The organism is Cyclobacteriaceae bacterium (genome assembly GCA_030584025.1).
In the GTDB taxonomy this organism is placed as follows: Bacteria; Bacteroidota; Bacteroidia; order Cytophagales; family Cyclobacteriaceae; genus UBA2336.
The window spans coordinates 3,222,289-3,236,025 of record CP129487.1 but is presented as its reverse complement, the minus strand read 5'-3'; the positions used below and the strand labels follow the sequence as shown (position 1 = coordinate 3,236,025).

The 13,737-nt window shown below is 44.8% G+C and carries 6 protein-coding genes; 4 read left to right on the top strand and 2 right to left on the bottom strand.

Features of this window, described 5'->3' with window-relative positions:
• Positions 1-5: 5 nt before the first annotated feature.
• Complete coding sequence (locus tag QY309_14570; GenBank protein WKZ59083.1) at positions 6-8,813, bottom strand: gliding motility-associated C-terminal domain-containing protein; 8,808 nt, start codon at positions 8,811-8,813, stop codon at positions 6-8.
• 193 nt (positions 8,814-9,006) lie between these two features.
• Here QY309_14570 and QY309_14565 point away from each other — a divergent pair, with 193 nt between their 5' ends.
• Both QY309_14565 and QY309_14560 read left to right on the top strand, forming a co-directional pair.
• A complete protein-coding gene (locus QY309_14565) occupies positions 9,007-9,876 on the top strand; it encodes a porin family protein (GenBank protein ID WKZ59082.1) in 870 nt (289 codons plus the stop codon).
• A 21-nt stretch (positions 9,877-9,897) separates the two neighbouring features.
• Positions 9,898-10,422 carry an ATP-binding protein gene (locus QY309_14560; protein ID WKZ59081.1) on the top strand — a complete coding sequence of 175 codons (525 nt, stop codon included), beginning with the start codon at positions 9,898-9,900 and terminating at the stop codon, positions 10,420-10,422.
• A 6-nt stretch (positions 10,423-10,428) separates the two neighbouring features.
• On the opposite strand, the gene QY309_14555 is transcribed toward QY309_14560, so the two are convergent.
• Positions 10,429-11,700 carry a sugar MFS transporter gene (locus tag QY309_14555; protein WKZ59080.1) on the bottom strand — a complete coding sequence of 424 codons (1,272 nt, stop codon included), beginning with the start codon at positions 11,698-11,700 and terminating at the stop codon, positions 10,429-10,431.
• A gap of 49 nt (positions 11,701-11,749) precedes the next feature.
• On the opposite strand from QY309_14555, the gene QY309_14550 reads away from it, so the two are divergent.
• A complete protein-coding gene (locus tag QY309_14550; protein WKZ59079.1) occupies positions 11,750-12,652 on the top strand; it encodes a sugar phosphate nucleotidyltransferase in 903 nt (300 codons plus the stop codon).
• Entirely contained in the window at positions 12,646-13,713 is a 1,068-nt protein-coding gene (locus QY309_14545) for an aminoglycoside phosphotransferase family protein (protein ID WKZ59078.1), read from the top strand. The genes QY309_14550 and QY309_14545 overlap by 7 nt, the downstream gene beginning before the upstream one ends.
• Positions 13,714-13,737 lie beyond the last annotated feature (24 nt).

Below are 13,737 nucleotides of genomic sequence, written 5' to 3'. Positions count from 1 at the left end.
GCAAGTTAGTTAACAATCTCCAGATAACCGGATAATGGTTTTGAGCCATCACGCTTATCGATAATGTAGAAGTATGTTCCGTCCGGCAAGTCCGTACCCATAATGCTAATTCCTTTATTCGACTTACCATCAAATATGGTGGTAGCATTATCGTACCGCTCACCTTCATACACCAACGTTCCGGCTCGGTTGAAAATCTTCACTATGTTGTTCGGGAAGTTGTCAATACAATCAATGTGGAAGTAATCATTTTGCCCCGGTGAACTAAACCTTGAAATACCGTTGAAAGGTCTGATCTCCGTTTCGATAGGAATTTCGCGCGAGGCAGCGCAACCCAATTCGGTTGTAACAACCACGGTATAGGTGCCTGGCAACACTTCGGTAAGATTAGGACCGACCACAATGGGAGCGTTGTTGGAATCAAACCATTCAATTGTTCCAATAGGAACTTCACTTACAATTAATATTGTCGCAAACCCATTTGATAAACCGCAAGTAGCGCTTTGCGTTCTGAAATCGATCTCCGGTAATGCTGGCCGGCTTTCAATCGTTTCAGTAGCTAATGGCGATTTACAACCGGTAACTTTATCAGTTGCGGTAACCGAGTATGGTCCAACAGCAAGGTCGCGATAGATTTCACCCACGAAATCAGCTGGAGGCGTTTCCTGTGTTCCACCATACCAATCGAAAATGTAGTCTCGGGTATTTCCGTTAACGGATGCCGCCAGTGCACCGTTATCCATTACACAACTGGTAACATGCGATAGAATTTCGATCTGTGGAATTGGAATACCAACCGGATTATTTGCAATGGTGGCAATGACGGTGCCTACGCATCCGGTAACCATATTCCGCGCTTCAACAATATATTCCTGTGGAATCGGTCTGAGTTGTCCGTATTCAACACCCGTGTAAACAGGGGTTCCGGCAACTACATTCCCTTCGTACCAATCGAAATTGTAACCTACTACAACACCATCTACAGAAACGCGCCCCACACCATTTGGAATAGTTGGATCACAATTGGTGACCGGGGCAATAGTTTGAATAACAGGTGTGGGGAATACGCGCTCATCTTCCAATACAATAATATCCACTGTTTCGCAGCTTGTATTATTATCGATAAGCCTTACGGTGTACGTATCGGGTGACAGATTAGGTTGCAGGAATGAAGGTAGTCCGAATGGATTTGGATCCAGCGGCATAATGAAATCCGGAGGATTGCTTAGCACTGGATTTTGACCTACATAAAGTTGTGCGGTATAGTTATACGGACTGAACGGATAACCAGCTGCAGGAGCAAACGGTACACCTCGTGCGAAAATAAATCCATCAAGGCTATCGCATTCAGTAAGCGGTCCACTGGTAAGGCTTAAGATTGGTTTGAAAGAGGCAGAATCATTTGCCACAATCATGAGGGCAGAAGCCCGGCAGTTTGTTAAGCTATTAAGCACTTCAACCGAATAGTCGCCTGAAACAACATTGTTGATCGTGCTGGTGTTGGCGAAGCTGGCACCACTTAAATCCAGACTTGGGAACCACGTGAATGAGTAGTTCGGATTTGAATCGGTTTGGCCATCACCGGTCGCTACCAATGTTCCTGTACCCACAGCAGGATCGCAACTGATTTGAGGAACGGTTTCCGCAATGGCTACAACCGGGTAAACGATGTCAGCGGAATCAATAAGCACCTCCACAAAAGTGGACGGACAATCGGTGGTCAGATCGCGTACCAACACAAAGTATGTGTTGGGTAATTGATTCAACAGCGAACTGTTTGTTTCTCCTGCAATCAGGTCGGCCGGAGTGGTTGACCCACTATACCATTCATAGTCGAAGTTCGTGTCAATATCATCAGGAGGAGCGGTTAATGTTGTAGTTCCACCGATGGTGATTTGCGTAACGCTCGCGCTTCCGGTAGGAAAGCAATCGGTAGGATTGATGGGAGTAACCTGAACAATGTTCGGTAAACTCAAACTTAAGTTTTCAATCAATGTTGCGCCTGAAGTGAACACGCAACCAGTAACCGTGTTGGTTATGGTTAATTCATAATCACCAAACGTAGCACTGCTCAGCTGACTTGTCGGGCTTGCATCGTTTTGCACAGTTGCAGGATGAAGCGCGCCACCGTTTAATGTCCACGCAAACGTATAGGCATCGGTTGATCCGTCACGTTCGGATGCTTCTGCAAGGATGATTCCGTTCGGATCGGCAGGATTACAACTTGAGGTTGGCGTTATCATGGTAAACTCGAGATCCGGATCTTCACTTATATCTTCAATGTCAACCCGAAGAGGAGCAGACTCACAGCCTGATCCTACAGGCAAGCCTGCAATTTTTCTGGCTTTAACAAAGTATACTCCCGCCCCAATGTTAGTGAGTGCATCCGCACCGTTTACCGCATTGATGATGGGAACACTGTTTGGATCATTTTCATACCAGGTGAAATCAAAGTTGGTATGAACCGGGTCAACAATACCACCCACAGTCACGTCAACAACGGTAATGCTTCCGTTCAACGGAGTGCAAATGGATTGATCAACCGGAGTGGCACTGGCAACAATAATCGGTGTAGAAGTTTTTATAATAGTCGCCTGAGCAGAAGCCTGGCAACCGCTAGCATCGTTGATGGCCAGTAGCTGGTACACACCTTCCTCGAGGGTTTGTGGATTGTCGCGATCACCATCTATGCCAAGGCCATCGCCATCATTTCCAGCAAAAACACCACCGCCATCTGGATTAGCTACGTTGAAATTGTAGGTATAGGTAGCTGAGGGTACTGAACCCGCATTGGTAACATTAACCCGAAGGCTGCCTTCAAAGTTGGCATCGCAAGCTGTGTTGGCAAATGGTGTAAGGGTAATGGTTGGATTAACCGATTGATCTGGAACAACAGCCATGAATGGAGCACTTACGCAGCCTAAGCCACCTGTAGTGCCTGCATTAACTTTTGTTGCTACAACCCAATAGGGTGCTGCTGTAATGTTTACCGATGGAAGCGGTGCCCCAACGTTGGAAAGAATCTCTCCGCCTTTGGTGGCTGTTGCGTTACCTGCTGCATTCAAAATAGAAGAAGTAAGGCCTGCATCGTCAAACCATTCAAAAGTGTAATCATTAAGGTTATCAGGTGCTCCGTCATTTATTACGTTTCTTACTTCTACACTGGCGTTTATTTCCAATGCCGGATCACAATACAAGGCAGGAAGAATGGTTACTTCACTATTGAGTACTTGTGGTATTGCTGGTGCATTTGGAATGGAAACCAACCGTTGTGCCGAGCACCCATTGGCCGTAACGGTAATGGTGTATTGTGGAACGGCATTATCTGGACTCAAACCCGTAATGGTAAAATTACCAGGCAATGCTGGAGGCAGGAATGGCCCAACAGGTGTGGGGCCTCCCCAACCTAATGGTGCAGGGTTGATATCAACTGTGTAGGTGATGTTGGTGGTTTGATCATTCGGGTCAATATCAAACTGAATGGAGGCTTCGCCATCGGCACCAGCTACCAAATCACAAGCCGTGTTGGCAATTGTTCCGGTGATATCAACAAGCGGAGAGAACGCGTGTTGTTCAATTTCAATAACCTCATAAACCGGGCAATTACTTCCGAAAGCCCCCAAATCCTGGCGAACCTCTACCGTATATTTTCCAGGTGCCAGCGAACTGTATACCACCGGATTGGTGACAGCACCACCGGGTCCGAGTACGGGTCCTATTTGATTCACGGGATCAGGATTCTCACCACTGTAAAGAATGTATGTGTAATCCTGAAAGTCGTTTGTAGCAGGGATGATATTTGTAACGGTTACTTCAACCTCACCATTTACAGCAGTACAATTTGTAGCTGGTGTAATGTTGGTGTTAATGTCATGGCCATCATTAAAGGGCAGGAAAACAGTTTCATAGTTTCCACATCCGTTTCCTACATCGCGTACTACAAGCGTGTATAAACGAGACTCCAGGTTGTTCAGGTTTGAAGATGTGGTACTAAGATCCGTTTGGAAAGGAACATCGTTTGGAGGAGTAAACTGAGGTGGATTGTTGAAGAAATTAATGTCGCTGTTTGAAGGACCACCAACGTGCCAGAATAAATCAAAAGGACCTACACCACCGGATACTGTTGCTGACATCTGCCCGTTGTTTGCAGCACAGGATGCCGGGAAGGTTGGACCAAGTGTAACGGTTATGGTTGATAGCACAGTTGCGTCAATTACAGTGCGGGTGATTGGCTGAGATAAACAGGATGTATTATTATCCCGTGCAACTACGGTGTAGTAGCCCGGTATTAATCCGGTGTAGTTACCATCATCTACAATAGTGGCATCGGCATTGGCAATTACCAAAGCATTATCTGCAGTTTGATTCGTACCTGTTTCATTAAGCCAGAAAAATGTAAATCCATTTTGATTGCCACCCACGTTCGCCTGAATGGCACCATTTGGCGTATCGCAACGGGTAACATCACTGCTCACCGCGGCTGCTACAATTGGATTGGTAATGGTTTCCGGTAAGAAAACCGAAGCTGTGTTCACGCAACCCGTTGCTGATCGTGTTACAACTACTGAATAGAATAAATCACCAACCAGGTTATTTACGGTAGCGCCTGTACCTGCTGCATTCCCGGGTGTAGTAAACGGATTGCCATTTTCTTCCCATGTAAACGTATAGCCTGCTGTAACAACGGCCCCGCCTCCAATGGATGTCTCATCGATTGTTGCGGCAATAACTCCATTCGGGTTGCCCGGATCGCATGATGTCTGGTTGGTAGGCGTAAGTGAAATAACCGGGATATAGAAATCATTAGCAACGTCAACATTAACCGGATCGGAAGTACAACCTACATCTGTTTTGGTAACGGTTAAGGTGTATGCGCCAGCAGCCAATGCAGTAGCTGTTGAAGTTGTTTGTCCGGATGACCAGTTAAAAGTGTAACCTGTAAAAGGTGATGCAACTGCAGCGCCTTGGTAGGTAAGCGTTGCCAGCGATGTTGTGCCATCGGGTGTGCCTGTACAAATAGTATTAGGCGTGCTGCTTAAAGTAATAATAGGGAATTCTTTTTCATCGGGTACCTCTATGGTAGCCGTGTTGCGGCAACCGTTGTTGGTGTTTGTAACCTGTACGGTGAAGAAAGCACCTGCACCACCTTGCAGTCCGGTAACAGTGGAATTTATTGCTCCACCAATCGGAGAACTAAGGTCGTTGCCTGTGTGCCATTGATACGTATAGTTTGCTGGCGTTCCAACACCATCAACATCGGTAACGGAAGCTTCACCGTTTGCCGGACCTGTACAATTGGTTGATCCGATTTCGGCTGTGGTAATTACCGGTAACACCGCATCGTTACCTACTTCGGCAGTTTCTGGAGTTGATGAACAGGACACATCGTTTCGGGTTACGACAACGGTATAGTAACCTGAGTTAACCTGTGTGATGGATGATCCGGTTTCGGCACGAGGTGCACCGCTGGCCACGCTTCCATTATACCAGGTAAAGGTATAATCTGTAAAGTCTGCAACCGGAACGCCATCAAACGTTACAGAAGCAATTACACTTCCGTTGAAGTTGTTTGTGGAAAGTGCAGGGTCACATATGCCATTATCTGTTGGAGACAGCGTAACAATTGGGACTACTATATCTTCTGATACCGTAGTGTGTGCAGTAGTGAAACACTGCGTAGCGATGTTGGTAATGCGTACGGTGTATGACTGACCTCCACTTGAAAGATTTTCAGCGATCCGGTTGTTCACTCCACTTACATCAGTGTGCGCGTTGGCGGGTAATGTATTTTGTCCCACAAACCATTCGAATGTGTATTCGGCAGGATCTTGCGTAACACCACCAAGTTGGGCATCAGCCGAAACAGATCCATTTGGATTGTTCGGATCACACGAAGTTTGAGGGGCAAGTTCTGTGAACAGTACCGTTGGAAGTTGGGTATCGTCAGTTACTTCAACAATTTCGGTTGTGGTACCGGGGCATCCCGAAGCAATTTCGGTTACTTCAACCTCATAAAAGCCTACGGGTAATAAATTTCGGTTTGGTGTGCCGGCAGCTCCATGTACAGGCGGCAGAAGACTTCCCCGTGTGCTGGTTCCATTGTCGTAGAAGTACCAGTTGAATGTGAAGTTAGCAGCTGGTTGCGCAACCCCACCGATTAGCGCTTCTGCTGTTACCGATCCGCTATTCGGATCATTACAATTTATAACTCCGGTTGCATTTGCGGTTAAATCTGGTTCTTGCGCAAGGTCAGCAATGTTGGCACTGGCCGTAATCTGACAACCTCCTGATGAGGTTACCACTACGGTATAGGTACCAGCAGCCTGGTTTGCCAATATCGGTCCGGATACACCAATCGGAGCACCCACATCTTCCCATTCAAATGAATAACCTGCATTGCCTCCAGCCACATTTGCTTCGAGTCTGCCGTTCGGTGGATTACATTGAGTTTGATCAGAAACCACCGTAATGGTTACTGCAGGAAGAATGGTAATCGCATCGTTTATGGTTACCTGGGTTGTATCACTACCGCAGCTTACGGTTTTATGGCGGGCAAATACGGTATAGTCTCCACCCGGTATGCCGGTATAAAACGGGCCAACAAAATCGGCACTGGCTATGGGGCCAGCTGTTGTTCCATCAAACCAATAGAAATCATAGTCCGCTGTGTTTTCTATTCCGCCTACAGGAACAAAGGCGCGTGCAGCCCCATTGGCTGGAGCTGAGCAGGTTTCATTTGGGTTGACCTCAACAGCTGTTAACGGAGCGGGTAAATAATTCAATCGTACGCCAAAGATGTTATCTGATGGATCACACTCGATGTAAGGCGTGTTAGGTAATGTAATGGGTGTTGGAATAGTGGTTCCATTATCATTTAAAACAATGTATAGAGAGTCGGAGCCAATTCCGGTTATGGGTGCATCAACGATTGCGTAGGTGTCATTTACCTCAAGGTTAAGGTTGACTGTAATCGTGTTGAGCAACGTAGCGCCCGGCAAAAGCGGATTCGAACTATAGAAACTAATCGGTATATCGCCTGATATGGATACGTTACCCAGGTTGGTGATGTCGAACGAAACCGTGAAGTTTAAATCGGGACAGGTAGGTGCGCTGATCACCGGATCAGTTGTGCCAAACGTAATGTTAGGCCCTGCAAACTGTGGACAGCCTTGCGAATCTAAAAACGGTGATTGATTTAGAAATTTATTTAAAGGTCGGTTTGGTCCTTGTGTGCAAGTTCCTGTAGAAAATACCAGGTGGTGTTTTTGAATTTGCCGTGGAATGGAAAGATCATCATTCACGTTTACCACAAAGTAACCGTGTTGGTTCCATAACCTGCGGGCAGGCACCCACGGTTCACTGGCTGATTTAAAAACACGGATATGTGCATACTGTGAATAGGAGAGTGTATTGAAATTATCCCAGGCTTCTACATCGTCAAAACCACAGGTAACACAAATTTCGGTCGACCCATCTGCGTCTACATCGGCTACAATCGGGTATTCCCGATTGGTTCTGGAAATACAGCGCTGCGATGTAAATATTGAACCGTCTGTTCCATCAATAATGTACAGGTATTGTTCATCCCGGTATACAATTTCAGATTGTCCATCACCATTGAAGTCGAAAAGTGTACAGCCGGTGTGACCAGAGGTTTCTTCGTTGATGACCACACGCCACAGAAGGGTCATATCTTCGCGCAAGGCGTACAGGTATTTTCCTGATACATAGGAGAGGTTGAGGTTTCCATCACCGTCCAGATCGGCAATGTTAACGCGGCCTGTACCCTGGCCCCAACCATTAGGAGCATAGTCACCTGTAAGGTCGCGGTAAGTTTGAAGCGTGTTGTTAAAAACATCCCAAAAGAAGATTGTGGTGTTCTGATTATGACCAATGGTTGAACCGGAGGCCACTACATCCAAGTGCCCATCCTGGTTAAAGTCGGCAACACTGGTAGCGTTATATTGATTTCTGACAAAATATTCATTTCGGCTTTGAAGGAGTGTAAGCGATCCTCCATCAGTATTTCGTGCTGCAGGAATATTAACCTGATAGATTCTTAACCCCAGCACAAGTTCAAGACGAGTGTCGCCAAGTATATCAACCGCAACAGGTCCACCGTTCAGGCGATCATCCCATTGGTTGTTGGGCACAGTGGTGGCCACCAGTCGTCTGCCGCTATGGGCATCAAAAATTTGGTCTTTACAATAAAGCTCAACAAGCCCGTCACCATCAAAATCGGCAAGTCCGAAATTTATTGGATCATGGTCACCTGGCATTCGGTTTGTTCGCCACAAAAAGTTGAGCTGGCAATCGTATGCATATATACGGCTGTCAGTACCAAGAAAAAAGATCTCGCCACAGTTATCGTCATCTACGTTGGCAATCGCAACTTCCCAGTTTGGGGTGGCATTGTTTTCTAAAAGCGCCTGATGCTTGATAGAGCCATCATCCCCATTTAGGATAAATATTCGTTTCGTATACCGGTTCATGCTAATGATCTCCGGTATGCCATCACGATCCAGGTCGCCAATGGCAATACGCGAAAGGTGGTTGGCTGTTTCATCCTCTGATGCAAAATCAAGCGTCATGGTAAAGGCAGGTGCTGGAGGTGCTGGAATGACACAATCCGCGTCATTTCCGATAAATAAATCTTCGCACACCACACTATTGGCACACTCGTTATCGTAACAATCCACAAAGCCATCGCCATCATCGTCAATGCCGTTGTTACAAATTTCCTGGGCCATTACTGGCGCCACAACAAAAATTGCGAGGGTAAGTAGTAGGTTTCGTAGGTATTTGGGTTCCATCTTCTCTAAAAATTCAACGTATCTTTCTATAAGATTTCTTTCTTAAAGGTAACATATTGGCACCGCGTGTTTTTGTACTTTGGAGCCAGTAAAGCCTGTTTTGCACATGGAAGTATGTAATTCCGATTGTTCAGAATGGCCGTTTTGCCTAATTAAAATGCTAAAATAGCAGATGAATTCAACTTTTAAGCCGATGAACGACCAAAATGAAGCTTTGTTCATGCGTAAGTTTAATGGCAACATTATGGTAAAGCTTAACCCCATTTTTATGTTTGTTTTACTGGGACTTTTAGCCTGGAATAAGGCAGAAGCCCAGATTTTAGTTGGTCCGGTGGTAGGCACCCATGTCGGCTGGGCATCTTTCGATGATCGTGATCTTAAAGATTTCTATGACGTAAGCCCAACGTTTGGTTTTCATGCGGGGGGAAGTGTAGCCTTTCGGGTGCAAAAGCGATATTTTCTGCAAACTTCCATTATGTATACGCAAAAGGAAAAGAAAATCAGTGGGGGTGGTGATGGCATGTTCAGCAATTCTTTGCGAAATCAGTACATCGATATGCCCATTCTATACACAGCTGAATTCAAGGCCCGACTGGGCAAAGACAAAGTGTACAAATGGTATTTGGGAGTTGGTCCTAATGTGAGTTATTGGTTGGGTGGTAAGGGAACACTTGCCAATAGTAGTCTGGACGAAAACCTGATTGATGAGTTGAAGTATACTGTTACGTTTGGAAAGCAGACTGAAATTGGTGAGCAGGAAATGAATGTCGAAGATCCTAATCGTGTTCAATTGGGTTTGAACATTTCAGCAGGTTTAATTTTTGAGCCAATGGGGATACATAAATTTATGCTGACCACACGTTACGAACATGGACATAGTTTTCTTAGCAGGAATAGTATGGGCGTTTACGGAGAGATAGATGCACAATATCAGGACGAGTTAAAAGTTCGTAATAATGCCTTCGTGGTTTCACTTTATTACTTTGTTGACTTAAAAATCGAAGAACGCCATAAGGGGAAGAGTACCAGCAAAATTAAAACCGGTAAAAAGAGAAGGAGATAATCCGGTTTTCTACTCCATATCGTGATTGATCAACTAAAACTGATTTGTTTCTACGGCCCCGAAAGCACGGGCAAATCGGTTATGGCAAAAAAAATAGCTGAGCAGTATAATACTGTTTTTGTTCCCGAAGTAGCACGCGAACTGATTACCACTAACGACTTTAACCGGGAAGACATCATAACCATTGGGCGCAAGCAAACAGAGCGCATCTTTCAACAGGTGCGCAAGGCCAACAAATTTCTGATTTGCGACACAGATCTGATTACTACACAAATTTATTCGCGCCATTACCTGGGTGTTGTTCCGCCAGTACTCTATGAATTTGAAAAGATGGTGGAGTACGATCAGTACTTTTTATTTGATATAGATGTGCCTTGGGTAAATGATGGTTTGCGCGATCTCGGAGAAATGAATAAACGTAGAGAGATGTATGACCTGTTTAAGGCTGAACTTGAGCGAAGAAGTATCTCATGGATTGATGTGCGTGGAAGCTGGGAAGAGCGCACGCAGATTATTACACGAGCAATCGATAAAATGCTTGCGTAATCGGACTCAGTTTGATTTGGCCTTGCCAATCAGATGACCACGCATGGCAAAAAACAAAATAAACAGGTAGCAAGGCAACATAATGGCAAAGAAGGTCCATTGAAAGTCGTATTGTTCTTTCAAGCTCGCGAAAATTTTAGGGATGATTGCACCACCTGCAATACCCATAATCAATAGTGCTGATCCACGCTCAGTAAATTTTCCAAGTCCGTCAATGGCTAAAGGCCAGATGGCTGGCCACATCATGGCGTTTGCCAGGCCAAGCGCTGCCACAAAACCAACAGAAACATATCCTTTTGTTAATAAGGCTGCAACTGTAAATGCAATTCCAAGCCATGCAGAAATTTTCAATGCCGTTTGTTGCGAAATAATTTTTGGAATAGTACTCAAGCCCGCCACATAGCCAACTAACATGGCAACAAGCGTAAGTGAGGTGAAGTATTTTGTTTCGTCAGTTGGAATGTTAAAACCTTTGCCATACGTGCCGATGGCATCACCGGCCATAACTTCTGCACCTACGTACACAAAAATGCAAAACGCGCCAAGCCATAGGTAGGCAAACTGAAAAATGCTTGTTTTTGTATTTGTGCCAGTGGGTTGGGTATTAACATCGGATGCTTTTATTTCCGGTAAACCGGATTTTAAAATCCAATAAGCCAAGACGGCAAGAATAGCTGCCATGATCATGTATGGCAAATAAATGGTTGCCGCAAAGGCAGAAAGAATTTGTTCTTGTTCTTGTGACGAAGCAGCCAGGCTAACCTTTTCTTCCAGCTTGTTGATGTCTTTAAGTACCAAGGCCCCCAACACAATTGGACTAAGAATTCCGGCAACCTTATTACAAATGCCCATGATACTAATACGCTTCGCAGCACTTTCAATAGGCCCGATGATGCTGATGTACGGATTTGAAGCGGTTTGAAGAATGGATAAACCAGAACCGATCACAAATAATCCAACCAAAGACACCGGATAATTTCTGTGTGTTGCAAACTGGCCAAACACAAATGTGCCAATGGCCATTACTAACAGACCCAGCGCCATTCCCTTTTTCATTCCGGTTCTTTCTAAAATCCAGGATGAAGGCAAGGCTAGAAAAAAGTAGGCCATGTAAAAGGCTGTTGTGACCAGAAAAGCTTTGGAATCGGTATCCAACGAGAAGGCCAGCTTTACGTAGGTGATTAGCGGACCGTTAAGCCACGTAACAAATCCGAAAATGAAAAATAATATACCGATTATGATAATCGATTGGGTGTAACGGTTGGCCGTTTGCTCCATAGCTTCTAATTTTAAACTTTCGATAATAAAGTAAATTAACTGAAAGACCATGAGCACAAACAATAAACTCACCTTACTGGTATTGGCAGCAGGTATGGGCAGCCGGTATGGCGGAATAAAACAAATAGATGGCTTTGGCCCGAATGGGGAAACCATAATGGATTACTCCTTATTCGATGCCATCCGCTTCGGCTTTACCAAAGTGGTGTTTATTGTGCGTGAAGAAATAAAGGAAACTGTAAAGGAAATCTTTCTGCCAAAATTGAAAGGCAAGGTTGAAGTTGATTTTGTGGTGCAGGCGTTGGATACGCTGGTTCCTAAAGAATACCAAAACCCCGAACGGCAAAAACCATGGGGTACAGGCCATGCCATGTTGTGCGCCAAGGATGCTATTCATGAACCTTTTGCTGTAATTAATGCAGATGATTTTTACGGACAAGAGGCATTTAAAAATGTGGCTGGTTTTTTTAAGTCCTCGAACAACGATCATGCCCTGGTTGGCTATACGTTAAAGAACGTACTTTCTGATTTTGGAAGCGTTTCGCGTGGAGTAGGCGAGGAAGATGCCAATGGTTACCTGACTTCTGTTGTTGAGCGGACTAATGTTTCACGCGTGGATGGAAAAATTATTGCAAAGGAAAAAGACGGGGATGTGGAACTTAATCCCGAAGCAAAGACATCTATGAATTTCTGGGGATTTCATCCTTCCATTTTTCCGGCAACCGAAAGAATGTTCCATAATTTCTTAAAAGAAAATTCATCAAACATAAAAGCCGAATTCTTCATACCCTTAATTGCCAATGAACTGGTTAAAACCGGTGAAGGAAAAATCAAGGTGATTTCTGGTGGAAGCACCTGGTTTGGTGTAACCTATAAAGAAGACAAGGAGGCAGTTTCCCAAAAAATCAAGGATTTGGTAAACAGTGGTGAGTATCCGGCAAAGTTGTGGTGACCACAAATATTCCTGAAGAAATTCTTCAGGCGTACAATTTTGATAAGCTTCAGGTTAAGATCGCCCCTTTAGGTGTCGGTCATATTAATCAAACGTTTAAGGTAACACAAGGCTCAGCTTGTTACGTTTTACAGCGCATCAATAAGCTTGTGTTCATTAAACCAGAGTACATTGCTGAGAATATACGTCTCGTTGCCAATCACCTGGATAAAAATTTTCCGGATTACTTTTTTTTGAAACCGGTGTTATCCGCTACCGGGAATGATATTGAGTTTGATCGTGACAACCACCCGTGGCGATTATTCCCATTTGTTGAAAGCGGTGTTACCAAAGAAACCCTGACCTCGGAACTTGAGGCATTTGAAGCGGCCCGTGGTTTTGCCGCCCTTACCCGAAGACTTTCAACCTGTTCGCTAGAAAATATAAAACCCACCATCGATCGGTTTCACGACCTCACCTGGCGCGTTGAACAGTTTAGAGAATCAATTTCGATGGCTGAGCAGAGCAGACTCGAAACTGCTGCAGAGGCAATTGCTGATGCAAACCGGTTTTCTTTTTTAGCAGATGAATATAAAACACTGATTAATTCAGGGGACTTACAACTTCGCATTACGCACAACGATACAAAAATCAATAACATCCTGTTTGATACGGAAACTGCTAAAGCACGCTGTGTAATTGACCTGGATACCTTGATGCCGGGTTATTTTATTTACGATCTGGGTGATCTCATTCGAACCTGTGTGAGTCCGGTGAGTGAGGAGGAGACGGATCCTTCCAAAATTATTTTTCGAAAGAATTTTTATGATGCAGTAGTTAACGGGTATCTCACAGAAATGGGGGAAGCTTTGACAAAGAAGGAATTGCATGCGGTTTCATTTTCTGGCCTGATGATGACGTACATTATGGCACTTCGATTCCTGACCGATTACCTGAAAGGCGATGTATATTATTCCGTTCGCTATGACGGACAAAATTTGAGCCGTGCAACAAATCAATTTAAGTTACTCCAGCTTTTGTATGATGAAGTTTATCATGGAAGTAGTAACAAAAAAGGCTAACCCGAAAGTTAGCCCTTTGATCTA